Below are 18,409 nucleotides of genomic sequence, written 5' to 3'. Positions count from 1 at the left end.
CTTCAACATCGCCGACCTCCGTACAACTCCCCGTACGACGGCCACACACCACCCGGCCCGTCCACCGACCCGGCCGCCCGCACGGCCCGCACGATCGCCCGCGTCACCGCGTCCGCGCCCGCCGCGAGCAGCTCGTTCAACGCGAGGGGGTGCCCCGCGTCGAGCGGGCGGTCCCCGGTGGCCAGCGCGAACACCGTGTCCCCGTCGTTGAGCAGATGCACCGGCCGCACGGCCCGCGCGATGCCGTCGTGTGCCGTACCGGCCAGCTTCTGCGCCTGTGCCTTCGTCAGGTCCGCGTCGGTGGCGACCACCGCGAGCGTGGTGTTCAGCGGGGGTGGCGCGCTCTTCGCCGCGATGTCCGCGAGCCGCTGCCGCGCCGCCTCGTGCAGGCCCGCCTCCGGGTAGTCGACCCGCCCCTGGAACAACTCCCCGTACAGCACGCCGGTCTCCGGATCCAGGGCCGACCCGGCCGCGTTGGCCACGACCAGCGCGGCCACCGTGATCCCCGAGCCGAGGACCGTGCTCGCGGTGCCGATCCCGCCCTTGACCGGCCCGACGGTGGCTCCCGTACCGGCGCCCACGCAGCCCTCCCGCACCGGGGCGCCCGGTTCGCTCGCCGCGGCCGCCTCGACGGCCTCCCGCCCGGTGGCCGCGTCCGGCCTGGCCCTGAAGTCGCCGCCCCGCCCGAGATCGAAGACACAGGCCGCGGGCACCACCGGCACGACATGCGCCGGATCCACCCCCACCCGCACCCCGCGCCGCTGTTCCTCCAGCCAGGCCATCACCCCGGACGCCGCGTCGAGCCCGTACGCGCTGCCCCCGGTCAGCACGATCGCCTCGACCTTCTGCACGAGGTTGCGTGGATCGAGGGCGTCCGTCTCCTTGGTGCCGGGCCCGCCACCGCGTACGTCCACGGCGGCCACCGCCCCGCCCTCGGGCGCCAGGACGACCGTGGTGCCGGTGAGCCAGCCCTCGCCGTCGCGCGTCGCGTGGCCCACCCGCAGCCCGGCGACATCTGTCAGAGCGTCAACTGTCATGAGCCCAGTGTCGTCCAGCCACCCAGCCCGCCCCGCGGAACCTCGCGGGACTGTCGCAGGACCCGGCCGTGCCTCGCGTCAGCCGGCCGGCGCCGCTGCCTCCCCGCGCGCCCGGCCCGCCCTGCGCGCCGTCAACGTCTCCCCGGTCGCCACCGTCCCCGCCGAGACCAGGCCGGCCGCGAGTACCGCCCAGTCGCCCAGGAAGGTGCAGCAGATCACCAGCAGCGCCGCGGTCGGCAGCACCAGCTGCTGGGCGATGCCCACCTTGAAGTAGCGCGAGTGCAGCGCCCACACGGTGAGCAGGTACAGCGCCGTCGGCAGGGTCACCGCCGCCGACGCGGCCAGCGTCGAGATGTGCGCCTTGTGGACGGCCTGCTCGACCGCCACCTCCAGGCCCGCGCCGATCGCCGCCGCCGAGGCGAACACCACGTAGTGGCCGTAACCCCACAGGAAGGCCTGCCTGTTGGAGTTCAGGTGACCGTGGATCGGCACCGGGAACCAACCTAATGCACACCATACGGAGGTTCGCGGAGAATGGCGCTCATGGACAGGCCGGAGACTACTGACTATGACGGGTGCGGGAAGTGCCTGGTAGGCGTGCGCCGACTGTCGCGCAAGACCGAGACGACCAACAGCCCTGAGAAGCAGAGGAACCAGATCCTCAAGGCCACAGCCGAAGTGGGCGGGCATGTCATCGGGTGGGCCGACGACTGGGAAGTGTCGGGTGCCACGGACCCGCTCACACGGCCCGAGCTCGGCCCCTGGCTGCGTGGCGAGGCAGGGCCGTACGACGGCATTGTCGGCGCAGCGGTCGACCGGATCGGCCGCAACGTACGCGACGTTCTGAACACCGCGTACACCATCCACGGAGCTGGACAGCTTCTCGTTACGGCCGACCACCCGGGAATCTGGGATCTCGACGACCCGAGCCAAGAATCAGAATTGCTCCTCAAAGCCCTTGGAGCGCAGCTCGAACACCGGGCAATCAGGACGCGCGTTCAGGACGAGCACGTACGCGCACGGGCAGCGGGACAGCCGAAGAATAAGCTGTCATACGGCTACATGTACGTTCGCCATATCCCGACGGGAAAAGTCGACGAAGTCGCGTTGCATCCCGAAGCGTCCAAGGAAATTCGGAATGTAGCTAAGAGGATTCTGGCTGACGTTACGGGGCAAATTACGGTCTCGACAGAATGCTCCAGGCTTACGCGGGAAGGTGTGCTGTCGCCTCACGACCTGATGGCAGTCATGTACGGACGTGAGCCGAAAGGTAGCCCGTGGACGTATCAGACCCTCCGGGGGATTCTTTGGAGTGAGGCATCCTTGGGCTACCTCATGCATAAGGGGAAGCCGGTACTTGGTCCCGATGGAAGGCCCAGGAAGATTGCACCCCCTCTTTGGGGTCGAGCGACACGTGATGCATTGATTGAGAAGACCAAGCCCAAGCGGGAGAAAAAGGAAGGGGTGTCATATGGGCGAGCGGCACAGGGGACAAAGCTGCTAGTGGGAATTGCCCGCTGCGGCAACTGTGGTGAGCGTCTAGTGATGGGAGGACTCAACCGATACATATGCACGGCGCGGGTGCGTGGAATCCCCAGCTCCCAAGCCTGCAAGCCCGCCCCAAGCATGCGAATTCATAAGCTCGAAGCAGCCGTCAAAGATTGGTTCTTGACGGAGTATGGGAGGGGCCAGGTGATGAAGAAGGAGTTCGACCCTGGTACAGGGTACGCAGCGCAAATTGCCGATCTTGAAGCTGATCGAAAGCGGCTCCGGGAAGACCGCCGGGCAGGCCTGTACGACGCGGACGACGACGCCGAATGGTTCCGATCGGAGTATGCGCGCATGGGCGCTGAAATCGCCGAGCTGAAAAAGCTACCTGAGCGACCGGCCGGGATGCGCATGATTCCAACAGGTCGGACTGTGGCGGATGATTGGGCGAGTGCTAAGGATGACGCAGCACGACGCGAGTTGCTGAATGAATTCGGGGTGAAAGTCACCCTGTTTCCAGGTCGAGTTGGAGAACGGGTAAAGATAGAAGGTGTGAACGCTTACGAGATAGTCAGGTAATCCAGGAACGGAAGAGCGCCCCGACGTTGCCATGTGTCGGGGCGCTCTTCCGTTCCTCTTTGCCGGTTACTTATCTGGTGGCAGTAACACGGGTCTGAGATAGGTGATAGTGATACCGTTTCTCGTCGTGAATTCTATTGGCTCTATTGACAATTCGCGAAGCGTTGCGGTGGAGAAGGCTTGTGTTTCTCTGGTCAGGGCGTTCATGAGCATCTTCGATTTAGAGAAGAGTTGGAACGGCCCTAGCTCTTGATGATTGGCCAAACGGAAGCGAATGTCTGATTCCGTGCTGCGTTCCAAGGCTACCCGGAGCCGGACTGATTCGGTTGCCACGTTCCATTGAGAGCCATCCTCCGATAGATATCGTTGAGCCTTTCCCCCGAGTAGGTGAGAGATTCTGTTTGCGACATGCCAGTCGTGGGAGGTTACTCGCCAAGCCGGAAAAGAGGCGGGATGATCCTCGAATTCGTGGGCGGGACGGAAAGACCCTGCGTATTTATCGCGCACCATATTTCCACCCCTCGGCGATCATGTCCCGCCTGATCTCGCGCAGTTCTGCCAGGTCTTCCGCTATGCCGACGGCAATGTCGGATTCGGCGGGGGTGTAGCCGGATCCGGCGAAGCGCCAGGCGGATTCCGTGATCGTGTCCGCTTCTGGTGCCGGGCCGCCGCGTCGGTGGTCGGCGCGGTCGGCGCGCAGTGCGCCGTAGGTGGTGGAGTAGCGGCGGGATTTGGTGAGGATGTGACCCCGGTAGCCGAGGCTGTGAGCCCACCTGCGCAGCCGAAGGTGCTCCAGCTCGGCCAGGCCGCCCAGGCGCCAGCAGGTGGCCATCAGTGCCCGTATGTGGGTGGTGACGACGGCCGCGCGGATGTCGTCCGGGGTGGTGATGCGGTAGTCGAGTCCGGCGCCGGTTTCGGCCGCTCCCTTGGTCACGTACTTGGCCACATACCCGGCGACCGCCGACCCTGACGGCCCGTCACTATCAGGGGCTGGATGGATCGGGCGCGCGTCGAACTGCCCGCCCCAGCCGAGCCGTTCGGTGCCGTACGCGTCCGACTCGGGGACCGTGACGAAGGTGGACGCCGCCGCACGTGTCACGGCATCGGTCAGCAGCTCTTCACCCGCCCAGGCGGCAGGCGCCGATCCGGGGCCGTCCGGGCCGTCGAGGCGCACCACGCCGTGGAAGTGAATGGCCGCCCGCTTCTGGTACTCGGCGACCTTGGCGAAGGACACCACCAGGTGCTCACCCAGCTTGGAGCGCGGTATGGCCCCGGCGGAGGCGAGGCTACGCCGCACGGCGGTGGTGAACAGGTTCCACAGCCGCCCGGCGTGCGCGTGCCACAGCACGTGGCCCACGTAGTCGTAGCAGTCCGGGCACAGCGGCAGCCCGACCAGGCGGTCATCCTCGCCATGGATACGGCCGCAGCCCAAGGGCCTGCCGTGCTCGCACACAGGATCATCCCGGCGCGGACGGCAGCGCTGGCCCTCGATGGCGTGGTGCACCGGTCCGAACGAGGGCGCCGTCAGGGTCACGAAGAGACGGGGGCGCTCCGTCACGGCGCCGGGCACCCCCTTGCCGCCCGACAGTCCCGCACGCATCAGCTGATAGGTGTCCCCGGCGTGCAGGTAGGAGCAGGTCGGGCAGACCGAGGCGCGCCGGTTGCCGCAGCGTACGGCCAGCCGCTCAGCGGGTTCGTCGGCGGTCGAGTAGGAGGAGACCACCTCACCGGTGACAGGATTCAGGGTGAGTGTGGAGCCGGACAGGTAGATGGGGTGGGCGCATCCGCCGATGGCCTTGATCTGTGCCAGCCAGCGCGAGAACTTCGGATCGTTGACCAGCCGGGTGAGGTCACGATCGGCATCGGAGATCAGCCGCAGACTTCTTTCCCGCTCCAGGTCGGTAGAGCGGTTCTTCAGAGTGGTCACGTCGTGTGAGGGGTTGAGCACAGGGCACCTCCAGAGCAGGCCCGTCCACTTATCCGGATGAGTCAGGGTAGGGATCCTCGCCCGCCAGTGGCTCAAGGTCAACCACTTATCCGGATGAGCGTGTGCCAATCTGGATGCGGTGATCTTGCGTTGGCTGGGCAGCCGGTTGCGGCGCGGGCTCTGCTCTCACCGGGATGCGGAGCAGACGTAGGTGTGAAGCATGTGGCGTAAGTTGTCTTCACTTTTTTGAAGGCGCGCCTTCGGCGCGCCGCCGGGGCCGCTTGCCGCACCCCGGCCCGGCATGCGGCCTTCGGCCGGTCCGGTCCGGGGCGCCGCAGCCCCGGCGCGCGGACCAGGACGACGCCAGAAAGTGAGCCAGTCCGCCCCAGCAGTCCACCCTGTCTGCCCTCTCCAGTGGACCGTGGCCCGTGCTCACGGCCTCCAGCACCTCAGCCACCGATCCACGCCAGGACCACTCACCGGCCAGCCCAAGACCCTGTCCCCGTCGGTATCAAGCAGCTCGACGCAGCCGGAGACCACCTGCCGACTCGGGCGGGGTTCAACCCCGTGTGGCTGGGGGCCGACGGCCTACGAGGCTTTAGGCAGCCACCATGGAGCGAGCCTCGAAGAACAGGGGGCCGATCGGGCTATTGCGGGCAGGTCCCAAAGACTGCCCGATCCGCGAGGCAGCGTAAGGCCCCCTGTTCACTCGCTCCATGGCAGCTCCCGCCCAAAGCCTCTACGGCCGGCGGCGTGCCCAAGCGCAGCATCACGGCACCACACGCACCAACACCACAAGCCCCGCCCACGACCCACCAGGGAAGGAGAGCCGCAGACGGGGCAGCCGACGCGCTGAGCCCTGCTTCGCCGTCGCCCAGCGCGCCGGTGTCATTGCTCAGGGGCCACGAGCGCCAGGGCGGCTACTCCCGCTCCCGGGTGAGCCACGCGAGCAATCCGGCGTTCTCCGCGAGCACCTGTCGGCGGAACGCTTCCATCGCCGGGTCACGCAGAGCCCACGAGTGTTCGCGGGCGTGGTCCCGGTAGAGCCAGCATGCGTCGCCGTCGTCCGAGCCATCAGTGACCTCGCAGTGAGCCAGCGACTCGAACCGCATCACCCCGTCCGGTGTCCAGCGCGCCCACAGTCCCTCTTCCGGCTTGTGCTCCCACTCCCAGACGAAGTCAGCGTGTTCGTCTCCATGCCAGAGGCCGAGTTGGCATCGGGCCGAGTCGGGGATGTCCTCACAGCCCTGACTGAAGACCTTCCCCTGTCCAGCCAGAATTGCTATCAAAATGTCCGTGAGCAGCACTTCGGCTGTGGCGGTGCACTGACGCATCAGTCGTCCCGCGTCACGCGGGCGTGATCGGCCACGACAGGGCCGTCCGGCGCCGTCTCGATGCGTGCGGGTGACGCCATCAGGTGCGCCGCCACCCTATGCACCACATCAGCGTTCCACATGCCCATGGCCACCATCGGACGGCCGTCGGGCGCCACGTGCGGGACCAGCCAGCCAAGCTCCCGCCTTGGAACCCCGATCGCCAGGAACGCCTGCCGCAACGTTTCATGAGCGGCGGCAGCAGCCCTCTTGCTGCTTCTGTAGGTCCTCCATCGGAATCACGAACGCCGCCCCCTGCCCTTGTGCGGGTGATTGCGGATCTCGACATTGCAGTCCGAGACCCTGGACATGTCGCCCTTGGTACGAGCTTCCGAACGCTGCTCGCCCAACGCCTGGCACACGTCGCAATCCGCGTCAGGCTCCGGTTCGCCGTCGAGCCTCAGCGGCAGATCAACAGGCGGACCGGGATAGGTCCTGGGGGCGGTCATGCTCTCACCCCCATCCGCTGGTACAGCGTCAGGATTCTGGTCGACGGGGGAGGTTCCTGCCACGTGACGTTGCTGATGCCGGGCACGGCCGTTCCTCTCTGTAGTGCTTCCACTACCAAGGGGGTTCAGCGTGACCTACAGTCAAGGTGTCTTCAACTTGCGCGAATTGAGCGAAGAACTGGGTGGTGCCTGTTGAACCGCAAAGAACTGGACGCCGAAAAGTCACCTAGTGCGGCGTTTGGGGCACTCCTGCGGAGGTTACGAGATGAGCGCGGCTGGACCCAGGACGAGCTAGCGGAACAAATGGGATGCTCGGGAACTCATATCTCGGCCGTCGAAACTGGCCGTAGGCCTCCAACTCCCCGATTCGCTGCAAGTGGCGACAGGGTGTTTGGCACCGGGGAGCGACTCCAACGCCAGAGCCGCGCCGCTCGACACACAGCGCTGTTGGAGGGGTTCCCGGAGTATGTGACGCACGAGGCCCGTGCGGCAGAGATCAGGCTCTACGAGGTCGGCGTCATACCGGGAATTCTTCAGACACCGGATTACGCGTCATCACTCACTTCCCGCACCGTCGAGCGGGGCGCGATCACTCCAGAGCAAGGAGAAGAGTGCTTAGCACTCGTCAAGGAGCGCCAGGCGGCCTTGACGCGGACTCCGTCACCACTGGTGTTCGTCGTGCTGGACGAAAGCTGCTTGAGGAGGCCAGTCGGCAGCTCTGCGACCATGGACGACCAGTTGGCGAGTCTCGCCGAGTTCGCCGCCCTGCCAAACACCGTGCTCCAGATTGCCCCGTTCACCATGGGGGACCGTCGCCCACTCAGCTTGCCGCTGTACGTCCTCACAATGGAGAACCGCTCTCTCCTCTCCTACGCGGAGTCCGCACAGCGTGGCCAGCTCGAACGGGAACGCGGTGCCGTCGTCCCCCTACTAACGGCCTACCATCAGTTGCAGGCCGAGGCCCTCTCTCAAGCGGCATCTGTGGCCATGATCAACCAGTTGCGAAAGGGCACCCCGTGACGACCGAATCCCCCCGTTGGTTCAAGTCCTCCTACAGCGAGAACGGCGGCGCCTGCGTGGAGGTCGCCGCAAACCTCGCCGCCCCGCGCGGCGTGGTCCCCGTCCGTGACTCCAAGGGGCCGACCGGGCCGGTTCTGAACTTCCCCGCCGACGCGTTCGCGTCCTTCGTGGCCAGCATCAAGCTGGGAAAGTTCGACGCTGTCTGATCGTCCCACCCGCACGAGACGGCCCCCTCTTGCCTAGTCAGAGGGGGCCGTTCGCATGGCCGCTGACGTCCCAGCCCCGGCAAGGTATTCTTTAGCTTGGTTCCCGACCACGAAGTAGATCCACCACGCGGCGAAGATGATCAAAAGCCCGCCCGCGGCGATCGGCAGCAGGTCGCCCAGCGCGTCGTTCTCGTCGATACCGGTCTTCACGGCGACCGTGGCGGCGGCGATGGTCTCGCCGAGCACGATGATTGTGAACAGCCCGTACCGCTCGGCGATATGACGCGGATGCCAGGACGTCGGGTGGTCCCTCTCCGCGAACGGCGGCACACACATCTCGAGGACCGCCATCACCAGGAACACCCAGGACCTGGCGCCCTCGGGCAGCACCACCAGGCCCACCCAGCCGATCTGACACAACAGCACACCGCCGGCGTACCGCAGGGCCATCCGTCGTTCCGGGCCGTCACACGACCTGGCCACCCGCAGCCACTGCGTCACGAGGGCAAGCCGCATGATCACATAGCCGAGCAGCACGGCCAGGTAGTCGTGGTCCTCGAACGCCCTGGTGACCCCGGCCGCCAGCACCAGCACGCCGGCGATCTGGACGAGGGTGACGACCCGGTAAAGGACGTCGTCGTTGTCGTAGGCCGAGGCGAACCAGGTGAAGTTCATCCAGGCCCACCAGATGGCGAAGAACACCATCGCGTAGTTGAGGATGCCCTCGCCCGGATGCCCCTCCGCGACGGCGTGCACCAACTGCATGCCCGCCTGGGCGATGGCCACGACGAAGCACAGGTCGAAGAAGAGCTCCAGCGGAGTGGCGGCACGGTGCGCCTCACCACGGCCCCGGGCCGTCAGCCGACGCAGGGGACGGCGGTGTCCGGGCAGGCGGGGGGAGTCCGGCGCGGGAGTCGAACTGGACGTCATGGGGTCAAGCACAGCAGATCAGGCGCGGAATTTCCTGCGAAGGAATCACAAGCGCGCAAGCCTCGCGGACCGACGCGCGCCCGCCTCCCGGACCGTCGGACGCAAGCCCCGCGGACCGACGCGCGCCCGCCTCCCGGACCGTCGGACGCAAGCCTCCCGGACCGACGCGCGCCCGCCTCCCGGACCGCCAGGCGAAGCCCCCCAGACCCACCCGCGAAGCCCCCCGGACCGCCAGGCGAAGCCCCCCGTACCGCCAGGCGCAGACCTCCCGGCCCACCGCGTGCCGGCATCCCGGACCGCCGTCGGGAAGACCGTAGCCCTACGACCCGTACCCTGGACGTATGAGCACCGCCCCCGCCGCCGAGCCGCGCGAGCCGCGCGAACCGAAGCCCGTGCTGGTCTTCGACGACCCGCTGGACCAGCAGTCCTCCGACGACACCGACCGTGGCTGGGGCGAGCGGCCGCGCGGCGAGGGTGACAGCGCGGCCGATCTGAAGCGCTTCCTCGACGAGAAGCCGCCCCACCACATCTGAGCCGTTACTGCTGGTTGTGCCCCGAGCCGCGCTGGGCGACCAGCGCGTCGCGGATCTCCTTGAGGACCTCCAGCTCGGTCACCTCGATGACCTCCTGCGTGCCCTCCTTCGCCTTGCGGCGGGCCTCCACCCGGGCCAGGTACTTCGCCATCGGCAGGACCATGAGGAAGTAGACGACGGCCGCCGTGATCACGAAGCTGAGGGCCGCGCCGAGGACGGAGCCCCACAGGATCCGAATGCCCTGGTCGCCCGGGCACTCCGCGCTCAGGCACGAGCTGTAGTGATCGAGGTTCTTGGTGCCGATCGCTCCGACCAGCGGATTGATGATCCCCTTCACCACCGCGTTCACGATGTTGGTGAACGCGGCGCCGATGACCACCGCTACCGCCAGATCGACGACGTTCCCGCGCATCAGGAAGGCCTTGAAGCCGTCCCAGACGCCCGGTTCCTTCTTCTCGCTCACCGCGGAGCCTCTCCTCGTGTGCACAGGTTGTGGAACGAACAGCTCCGCAACCTACGTCAGGGCTAGGCCATCCTGTCCAATTGCACCACCTGACCGAGGGACTTGACAGGACGATAAGCACCATGTGCACGACATGCGCGACCCGGCTCAGCACAGCGTCACCGCCAGCCGCGCCGTAGCACTCGCGCCCGCGAGACGCGCCGCGGTGGAACGCGGCACCGACAGCACCACCAGCGCCCCGCTCCCGGCCGCGACGTCCAGCGGCTCCGGCACCTTCGATACCCGGGCCCCGCGCGCGACCACCTCGGCGCCGCCCCGGCCCGGCGCGCTCTCCTCCGCGGCGATCACATCGACCCGGTCACCGGGCCGCAGCAGCCGCACGGTGGCCCCGTCGGCGATCCGCACCGGCGCGGAGACCCGCTCGACGGCCCGGTGCTGGCGAACCGGCTCCGCCACCGGATGCCCGCGTGCCGGGCCGCTCTCCCCGGGCCCCGCCGCCACGAGCGCGGCCGCGGTGACGGCGAGTCCCGCCGCCGCGGCCCGCCTGCGATGCCGTAGCAGCCGACGCAACTGAGACCGCCCGCCGCGCACCCGCACGGGAGCGAAGTGCGGCACCTCGCACGTGGCCGGAGCGTCTGTGCCCAGCGGCAGCGGGACGACGGGGGAGGAGGGAGAGGGAAACGACCGGGCAACGGACATGAGGACCACCACCTGCGACGACGGAACGGCTTGGCAAGCCACGACGTAGCCACGATGAGCCATCGCGCCGCCGCCCGTCGGAGCCCGTGGACGACCGACCGGTTGTGGAAAACTCCGCCGCCCGAACGGGAAGTTCCGCTGCTCCGCCGCCCCTCAAGTGCCGCCCCCTCAAGTGCCGTCTCCGAGCGTCCTCTTCAAGCGCCCGCGGCCGGCGAGCCCCTACGGCAGCTCGAACCCGGGATCCATCCCGCCCAGCGCCGTCGCGCACAGACAGTCCCGCTCCTCGTTCGCCGGCAGCGCGGCCACCGCGTCGAACAGCACGCCCCGCAGCCGGTCCACGTTGGCCGCGAACACCCGCAGCACCTCGTCGTGCGAGACGCCCTCGCCGGTCTCGGCGCCCGCGTCGAGGTCGGTGACCAGCGCCAACGCGCTGTAGCAGAGTTCGAGTTCACGGGCGAGCGCCGCCTCGGGGTGACCGGTCATGCCCACCACCGACCAGCCCTGCGCCTGGTGCCACAACGATTCGGCACGGGTCGAGAAGCGGGGCCCCTCGACCACGACCAGCGTGCCGCCGTCCACCGGCTCCCAGTCCCGCCCGCGCGCCGCCTTCAGCGCGGCCGCTCGGCCGGTGGGGCAGTAGGGGTCGGCCAGCGAGACGTGCACCACGTTCGGCACGGAGCCGTCGGGCAGCGGCAGCCCGTCGAAGTACGTGCCCACCCGGGACTTCGTACGGTCGACCAGCTGGTCCGGCACGAGCAGGGTGCCCGGCCCGTACTCGGGACGCAGACCGCCCACCGCGCACGGGGCGAGGACCTGGCGCACGCCGAGCGAGCGCAGGGCCCAGAGGTTGGCCCGGTAGTTGATCCGGTGCGGCGGCAGATGGTGGCCGCGGCCGTGCCGGGGCAGGAAGGCGACCCGTCGGCCGGCGATCTCGCCGAGGAAGAGGGAGTCACTGGGTGGCCCGTACGGGGTGTCCACCTGTATCTCGGTCACGTCGTCGAGGAACGAGTAGAAGCCGGAGCCGCCGATCACGCCGAGTTCTGCGTTCGCCTTGTTCGCCATGCCCGCACCCTAACCGCACCCGGAGAAGCCGAGGACCCCGCCGCCGGATGACGACAGGGTCCCGTAAGGAGTGGGTCCTACGCGCGCGCGTAGGAGGGCGCTTACGCGGCGGAGCTGCTGCTGGAGGAGGTGCCGGCGCTCGACGACTTCGACTCCGAGGACGACGAGGAAGACGACGTCGAGGAGGAAGAGGACGAGTCGGACGAGGCGGACGTCGACGGCTTCGACGACGCCGGTGAGCTGCTCGACGAGGAGCCGCGGCTGTCATTGCGGTAGAAGCCGGAGCCCTTGAAGACGATGCCGACCGCGGAGAACACCTTCTTGAGGCGGCCCTGGCAGCTGGGGCACTCGGTCAGGGCGTCGTCGGTGAACTTCTGCACCGCCTCGAGGCCCTCGCCGCACGCGGTGCACTGGTACTGGTAGGTCGGCACTGTCTTCCTCCTGGCACTCTCACTCGATGAGTGCTAACGACGGTCAAGTGTGACGTATTCCAGCCGCTCAGTCCACTGCCACCGGCACGCGGTGACCGACGCCACGTGCCACGGTGCGCCCGCGGGGCCGTGCCACCAGCCGTGAACGCAGTGCCACCAGGGTCGCCAGCGCGAGCAGGGTCCCGCCCATCGGCACCAGGAATCCGGCGCCGCCCCAGAAGCGGTCCTCCAGTTGTCCGGCGACGGTGACCGCGGCGGCCTGGCCGAGCGCGACCGCGCCCGTGAGCCAGGTGAAGGCCTCGGTGCGGGCGCCGGCCGGGACCAGGCTCTCGACCAGCGTGTAGCCGGTGATCAGCGCGGGCGCGATGCACATGCCGACCAGCAGTCCGAGGCCGGCCAGGACGAGGACCGAGTGCGCGGCCCACAGGCCGGACGCGGCCAGCGCGAGGGCGGCGTAGCCGACGAGGAGGCGGCGCTGCGGGGCCACCTTCCACGCGATGGCGCCGCAGACGACGCCGGAGAGCATGTTGCCGGCGGCGAAGGTGCCGTACAGGACGCCGTTGAGTCCGGGTTCGCCGATGGACTCGGTGAACGCGGCCAGGGAGACCTGCATGCCGCCGAAGACGGAACCGATGCCGAGGAAGGTCACGATCAGCACCCGCACGCCGGGGACGCGCAGCGCCGAGACGTGCTCCACGCGCGCGTGCCCGGCGACGGCGACTGACGGCTGGGTGCTCTTCTGCGCGGCGAACAGCAGACCGCCGAGCAGTGTGAGCGCGGCCTCCGTGACCAGGCCCGCGGCCGGGTCGACGGCGGTGCACAGGGCGGTGGCCAGCAGCGGGCCGACGACGAAGGTCAGCTCGTCGGTGACCGACTCGAAGGCGGCAGCGGTCGTCATCAGCGGCGAGCCCTGGAGCTTCACGCCCCAGCGGGCCCGCACCATGGGGCCGATCTGCGGCACCGAGGCGCCGGTCGGCACGGCGGCCACGAACAGCGCCCACAGGGGTGCCTCCGTCAGCGCGAGCGCCGTCAGCGTCAGACCGGACAGGACGTGCACGACGACACCGGGGAGCAGGACGGCACGCTGCCCGTAGCGGTCGGCGAGGCGGCCGCTGTAGGGCGCGAACAGCGCCATGGAGACGCCGGTGACGGCAGCGGCGGCGCCCGCCGCGCCGTAGGAACCGGTGGTGTGCTGCACCAGCAGCACGATGGAGATGGTCAGCATCGCGAACGGCTGGCGGGCCGCGAAGCCGGGGAGCAGGAACGTCCAGGCGCCGCGGGTGCGCAGCAGCTGTCCGTATCCGGGGCGGGAGGAGGCAGGCGAGTCCTTCGACTGCTCGGTGGTGACCGTGGACGCCACGGCCCGTGCCTTTCTGCCGCCTGGTAGCGCGGCCCCGTCGGGTGGGGGCGGCGCCGAGAGCTGTCCTGTCGCGCGGAACTGCGGTAGATACCGGCGTCCACTGAGGAGGGACGTCCCGGCCGCCATACGGTCGCGCCAGCTCTGCGTCAGGCAGAGGTGGTTCGATCTAGGGGTACGCCTGCATAGTACAGGGGACACGGGCCGTTGACCTTGTGAACCTGAGCACTGCGGGCGCTCGGCCTGCGATCAGGATGTCTTGTTCGTTCCCAGCCATCCGGCCAGCTTGCCTCCGGCCCCCACCGCGCGCAGCCGGCGCTCGGCGGCGTCCCGTACCGGGTCCGTGGCGACGACCAGCAGCTCGTCTCCGCGTCGCAGCACCGTCGTCGGCAGCGGAACGAACGATTTTCCATCGCGGACGACGAGGGTGACGGCGGACCCGGCGGGCAGCCGCAGCTCGTTGACCTCGACGCCGTGCATCTTCGAGCCCGCGGGGATCGCGAAGGACAGCAGATGCCCGCGCAGCCGTTCCAGCGGCGCCGACTCGATACCGAGGTCGGCGGGCTCGGGTTCCCCGCCGAGCCGCAGCTTGCGCGCGAACCACGGCAGGGTCGGCCCCTGGACCAGGGTGTAGACGACGACCAGGACGAAGACGATGTTGAAGATGCGCCGGCTGTCCTCGACGCCGCCCACCATGGGGATCGTCGCCAGGATGATGGGTACGGCGCCGCGCAGCCCGGCCCAGGACATCAGGGCCTGCTCCCGCCAGGGGACGCCGAACGACACCAGGCACAGCACGACGCTCAGCGGGCGGGCCACCATGGTCAGCACCAGCCCGATGACGAGCGCGGGCAGGATGTCGTCACCCAGCTCGTGCGGGGTGACCAGCAGGCCGAGCAGGACGAACATGCCGATCTGGGCGATCCAGCCGACCCCGTCGGCGAACCCGCGCGTGGCGGGCCAGTGCGGCAGCTTGGCGTTGCCCATGACCATCGAGGCCAGATAGACCGCCAGGAAGCCGCTGCCGTGCGCCATCGCGCCGGCCGCGTAGGCGGCGACGGCGATGGCCATGACGGCGATCGGGTAGAGGCCGGAGGCGGGCAGCGCCACGTGCCTGAGGCCCCAGGAGCCCAGCCAGCCCACCGCGAGGCCGATGGCGGCGCCGATGGACAGCTCCAGCATTATCTCGCCGAGCAGCACGTACGAGTGCTCGATCGGACCGTGGGTGGAGAACGCGACCACCAGGATGACCACGGGGGCGTCGTTGAAGCCGGACTCGGCCTCCAGGGTGCCGGTCACGCGCGAGGGAAGCGGAATCCGCCGTAGTACGGAGAACACCGCCGCGGCGTCGGTCGAGGAGACGACCGCCCCGATGATCAGTGCCTGCCGGATCTCCAGACCGATCAGATAATGTGCGGCCGCCGCCGTGACCCCGACGCTCACCGTGACGCCGACCAGCGCCAGTGCGGTGGCGGCCGGGAGGGCCGGTTTGATCTCCTTCCACTTCGTGCCGAGACCGCCCTCGGCCAGGATCACGACCAGGGCCGCGTACCCGATGACCTGGGTCAGCTCGGCGTCGTCGAAGCGGATGCCGCCGATGCCGTCCTGGCCCATGAGGACGCCGATGCCGAGGTAGACGAGCAGGCTGGGGAGCCCGCTGCGCGAGGAGATCCGGACCGCGGCGACGGCGACGAGCAGGACGAGCGAGCAGACGAGCAGGAGCTGGTTGAGGTCGTGGACAGTCAGCGGCCGTTCCCTTCCCTGGCCCGCGCGCACGCGCGCGCGGGCTCATGTACATAGGACACGAAGTGGCGGTTCTCCGCACCCAACTACTTCGTTACCTTACCTAACTCTTGACGATTTCTTGACGCTAATGGGTGCATGATCGAACGTCCGTCCGTGCTGGTTCCCTACTCCGAGTCAAGTTGCGTCGGGCCCTGCGCCTATGGTTGCTCCAGCACTCCAGGACCGCCTGCCGCTCGCGTTAGGACAGCAAGGACAGCGATGCCCCCCAACACCACCGCCTCCACGGGTCAGAAGCCCGGCAAGTCCGGCAGGAAGAAGGGGCGCAGAGCCCGTCTGATCGTCCTCTTGCTGGTGCTGGCCCTTGTCGGAGGCGTCGGCTACGGGGGGTACTGGTCCATCAGCACCGTCCGTGCCTCCTTCCCGCAGACCAAGGGATCACTCACGCTCCCCGGCCTGTCCGGGCCCGTCGACGTGAAGCGCGACGACTACGGCATCCCGCAGATCTACGCCTCCTCCGACGCGGACCTGTTCATGGCGCAGGGCTACGTCCAGGCGCAGGACCGGTTCTACGAGATGGACGTCCGCCGGCACATGACCTCCGGGCGGCTGTCGGAGATGTTCGGCGAGAGCCAGGTCGACAACGACGAGTTCCTGCGCACCCTCGGCTGGGACCGCGTCGCCAAGGAGGAGTACGACAAGACGCTGTCGGCGTCCACCAAGAAGTACCTCCAGGCTTACGCCCAGGGGGTCAACGCCTACCTGGACGGCAAGGACAACAAGGACATCTCCCTGGAGTACGCGGCGCTCGGGTTCACCAACGACTACAAGCCCGAGAAGTGGACCCCGGTCGACTCGCTCGCCTGGCTGAAGGCGATGGCCTGGGACCTGCGCGGCAACATGCAGGACGAGATCGACCGCGCCCTGATGACCAGCCGCCTCGGCCCCAAGCAGATCCAGGACCTCTACCCGGACTACCCGTACGGCCGGAACAAGACGATCGTCCAGACCGGCCAGTACGACGACATCACCAAGACGTTCCAGCAGAGCGGCTCCACGTCCTCCGCGGGCTCTTCCGGCACCGGCACCGGCACGGGCACCGCCTCCGGCTCCGGCACCAGCGGCCTGCAGGGCCAGCTGGCGGGCCTCCAGGACGTCCTGGACGACCTCCCGACGGCCGTCGGCGTGAACGGCAACGGCATCGGCTCCAACTCCTGGGTCGTCGGCGGGAAGTACACGATCACCGGCAAGCCCCTGCTGGCCAACGACCCGCACCTGTCGGCCGCGCTGCCGTCCGTCTGGTACCAGATGGGCCTGCACTGCCGCGCGGTCTCCAGCAAGTGCCAGTACGACGTCAGCGGCTACACCTTCGCCGGCATGCCCGGCGTGATCATCGGCCACAACCAGAACATCGGCTGGGGCATGACCAACTCCGGCGTCGACGTCACCGACCTCTACCTGGAGAAGCTCTCCGGCGACGGCTACCAGCTCGACGGCAAGACGGTGCCCTTCACCACGCGCGAGGAGACCATCAAGGTCGCCGGCGGCTCGCCCAAGAAGATCGTCGTCCGCGAGACCGAGAACGGGCCTCTGCTGTCCGACCGCAGCTCCGAGCTGGTGAAGGTCGGCAAGAAGGCCACCGTGGACGCCGCCGCCCCCGACCGCGGCGACGGCTACGGCATCTCGCTGCGCTGGACCGCGCTGGACCCGGGCACCTCCATGGACGCCGTCTTCGCCATCGACAAGGCGGCGAACTGGACGGAGTTCCGCGGCGCGGCAGCCCTGTTCGACGTGCCCTCGCAGAACCTGATCTACGCCGACACCAAGGACAACATCGGCTACACGCTGCCCGGAAAGATCCCCACGCGCGCGAAGGGCTACGACGGCTCCGTCCCGGCGCCCGGCTGGGACTCCAGGTCCCGCTGGACCGGCTACATCGACGAGGACGAGCTGCCGTACGAGTACAACCCGTCCCGGGGCTACATCGTCACCGCCAACCAGGCGGTCGTCGACAAGGCCAAGTACCCCTACACGCTCACCACGGACTGGGGCTACGGCGCCCGCAGCCAGCGCATCAACGACCTGATCCAGTCGAAGATCGACGGCGGCGGCAAGATCTCCACCGACGACATGCGCCAGATGCAGCTCGACAACAGCAGCGAGATCGCCAAGCTGCTGGTGCCCAAGCTGCTGAAGATCGACATCTCCGAGAAGGACGTCCGGGACGCGGCGGACGTACGGGACGCACAGGAGCTCCTGGAGGGCTGGGACTACACCCAGGACGCCGACTCGGCCGCGGCCGCCTACTTCAACTCGGTCTGGCGCAACATCCTCAAGCTCGCCTTCGGCAACAAGCTGCCCAAGGAGCTGCGGGTCAAGGGCCAGTGCCTGCTGGTCGACCCGGTCAACACCACGGGGCCCGTGGACGCGACCGAGAAGGTACGCGAGTGCGGCGACCGCGACGCCGACCAGGCGCAGCCGGACGGCGGCGACCGCTGGTTCGAGGTCGTCCGCACCCTCATGGACGACGAGGACAGCGACTGGTGGACGACACCGAAGTCGGGCAACCGCAAGGGAGCGGACCGCAACCGGGACGACCTGTTCAGGCGCGCCATGGTCGACGCCCGCTGGGAGCTGACCGCCAAGCTCGGCAAGGACATCGACACCTGGAGCTGGGGCCGGCTGCACCGCCTGTTCCTGAAGAACCAGACCCTCGGCACCGAGGGCCCCGGTGTGCTCCAGTACATCCTCAACCGCGGCCCCTGGAAGCTCAGCGGCGGCGAGGCCACGGTCAACGCCTCGGGCTGGAACGCCGCCGGCGGCTACGGCGTCGTCTGGGTGCCGTCGATGCGGATGGTGGTCAACCTCAGCGACCTCGACAAGTCGAAGTGGATCAACCTCACCGGTGCCTCCGGGCACGCCTACAACGCCCACTACACCGACCAGACCGACAAGTGGGCCGACGGCGAACTGCTCGACTGGTCCTTCTCGGACGAGGCGGTCGTGGACAGCACCAGCGACACCCTGGTGCTCAGGCCGTGAGCCGCTGACGCTCGTACCGCCGAAGGGGCCCTCCACGCGCGCGTGGAGGGCCCCTTCGCGATCGGGGCGG

Annotated in this window: 16 protein-coding genes and 1 pseudogene; 5 read left to right on the top strand and 12 right to left on the bottom strand. The window is 68.5% G+C overall.

The features are described 5' to 3' along the window. Positions 1–2: 2 nt before the first annotated feature. Both AQJ67_RS29075 and AQJ67_RS29070 read right to left on the bottom strand, forming a co-directional pair. Positions 3–1,037: a P1 family peptidase gene (locus AQJ67_RS29075; RefSeq protein WP_062722269.1), complete on the bottom strand. Its 1,035-nt coding sequence runs from the start codon at positions 1,035–1,037 to the stop codon at positions 3–5. Positions 1,038–1,115: 78 nt separating this feature from the next. Beyond that, positions 1,116–1,538, bottom strand: a pseudogene (locus tag AQJ67_RS29070) (low temperature requirement protein A); the annotation flags it as partial. Between the two features lie 33 nt (positions 1,539–1,571). Between AQJ67_RS29070 and AQJ67_RS45715 the strand changes: the two are divergent. Continuing rightward, complete coding sequence (locus AQJ67_RS45715) at positions 1,572–3,104, top strand: recombinase family protein (RefSeq protein ID WP_079056242.1); 1,533 nt, start codon at positions 1,572–1,574, stop codon at positions 3,102–3,104. A 496-nt stretch (positions 3,105–3,600) separates the two neighbouring features. On the opposite strand, the gene AQJ67_RS29065 is transcribed toward AQJ67_RS45715, so the two are convergent. From AQJ67_RS29065 to AQJ67_RS45710, 3 genes are all read right to left on the bottom strand, one after another. Beyond that, a complete protein-coding gene (locus tag AQJ67_RS29065; RefSeq protein WP_341846172.1) occupies positions 3,601–5,031 on the bottom strand; it encodes a replication initiator in 1,431 nt (476 codons plus the stop codon). 920 nt (positions 5,032–5,951) lie between these two features. Next, on the bottom strand, positions 5,952–6,365 hold the full coding sequence (locus tag AQJ67_RS29060) for a hypothetical protein (RefSeq protein WP_062722268.1): 414 nt from the start codon (positions 6,363–6,365) through the stop codon (positions 5,952–5,954). 278 nt (positions 6,366–6,643) lie between these two features. Then, positions 6,644–6,853 carry a hypothetical protein gene (locus tag AQJ67_RS45710; protein WP_079056241.1) on the bottom strand — a complete coding sequence of 70 codons (210 nt, stop codon included), beginning with the start codon at positions 6,851–6,853 and terminating at the stop codon, positions 6,644–6,646. Between the two features lie 189 nt (positions 6,854–7,042). Between AQJ67_RS45710 and AQJ67_RS29050 the strand changes: the two genes are divergently transcribed. Both AQJ67_RS29050 and AQJ67_RS29045 read left to right on the top strand, forming a co-directional pair. Beyond that, on the top strand, positions 7,043–7,873 hold the full coding sequence (locus AQJ67_RS29050; protein WP_062722458.1) for a helix-turn-helix domain-containing protein: 831 nt from the start codon (positions 7,043–7,045) through the stop codon (positions 7,871–7,873). Further along, positions 7,870–8,079, top strand: a complete 210-nt coding sequence (locus tag AQJ67_RS29045) for a DUF397 domain-containing protein (protein WP_062722266.1) — start codon at positions 7,870–7,872, stop codon at positions 8,077–8,079. Before AQJ67_RS29050 ends, AQJ67_RS29045 begins: the two co-directional genes overlap by 4 nt. A 33-nt stretch (positions 8,080–8,112) precedes the next feature. On the opposite strand, the gene AQJ67_RS29040 is transcribed toward AQJ67_RS29045, so the two are convergent. Continuing rightward, the gene (locus tag AQJ67_RS29040; protein ID WP_279616906.1) at positions 8,113–9,009 is read right to left on the bottom strand and encodes a low temperature requirement protein A; all 897 of its coding nucleotides are present in this window, start codon (positions 9,007–9,009) and stop codon (positions 8,113–8,115) included. 341 nt (positions 9,010–9,350) lie between these two features. Between AQJ67_RS29040 and AQJ67_RS29035 the strand changes: the two genes are divergently transcribed. Then, positions 9,351–9,542: a hypothetical protein gene (locus tag AQJ67_RS29035; RefSeq protein WP_062722265.1), complete on the top strand. Its 192-nt coding sequence runs from the start codon at positions 9,351–9,353 to the stop codon at positions 9,540–9,542. A gap of 4 nt (positions 9,543–9,546) precedes the next feature. On the opposite strand, the gene mscL is transcribed toward AQJ67_RS29035, so the two are convergent. From mscL to AQJ67_RS29010, 6 genes are all read right to left on the bottom strand, one after another. Further along, positions 9,547–10,005 (bottom strand): large conductance mechanosensitive channel protein MscL, encoded by a 459-nt coding sequence (gene mscL, locus AQJ67_RS29030; protein WP_062722264.1) that lies wholly within the window; start codon positions 10,003–10,005, stop codon positions 9,547–9,549. A gap of 147 nt (positions 10,006–10,152) precedes the next feature. Further along, positions 10,153–10,704, bottom strand: a complete 552-nt coding sequence (locus AQJ67_RS29025; RefSeq protein ID WP_062722263.1) for a hypothetical protein — start codon at positions 10,702–10,704, stop codon at positions 10,153–10,155. A gap of 219 nt (positions 10,705–10,923) precedes the next feature. Next, complete coding sequence (locus AQJ67_RS29020; RefSeq protein WP_062722262.1) at positions 10,924–11,766, bottom strand: S-methyl-5'-thioadenosine phosphorylase; 843 nt, start codon at positions 11,764–11,766, stop codon at positions 10,924–10,926. Positions 11,767–11,867: 101 nt separating this feature from the next. After that, entirely contained in the window at positions 11,868–12,197 is a 330-nt protein-coding gene (locus tag AQJ67_RS45705) for an FmdB family zinc ribbon protein (protein WP_079056240.1), read from the bottom strand. 67 nt (positions 12,198–12,264) lie between these two features. Next, entirely contained in the window at positions 12,265–13,557 is a 1,293-nt protein-coding gene (locus AQJ67_RS29015; RefSeq protein ID WP_062722261.1) for an MFS transporter, read from the bottom strand. A gap of 246 nt (positions 13,558–13,803) precedes the next feature. Continuing rightward, complete coding sequence (locus AQJ67_RS29010) at positions 13,804–15,330, bottom strand: potassium/proton antiporter (protein ID WP_062722260.1); 1,527 nt, start codon at positions 15,328–15,330, stop codon at positions 13,804–13,806. A gap of 228 nt (positions 15,331–15,558) precedes the next feature. Between AQJ67_RS29010 and AQJ67_RS29005 the strand changes: the two genes are divergently transcribed. Further along, positions 15,559–18,339 (top strand): penicillin acylase family protein, encoded by a 2,781-nt coding sequence (locus AQJ67_RS29005; RefSeq protein WP_062722259.1) that lies wholly within the window; start codon positions 15,559–15,561, stop codon positions 18,337–18,339. Positions 18,340–18,409: the final 70 nt, after the last annotated feature.

This window comes from Streptomyces caeruleatus, from assembly GCF_001514235.1.
GTDB classification, from domain to species: Bacteria; Actinomycetota; Actinomycetes; order Streptomycetales; family Streptomycetaceae; genus Streptomyces; species Streptomyces caeruleatus.
The sequence above is the reverse complement of the archived record's forward strand: the minus strand, read 5'-3'. Positions and strand labels throughout refer to the sequence as shown.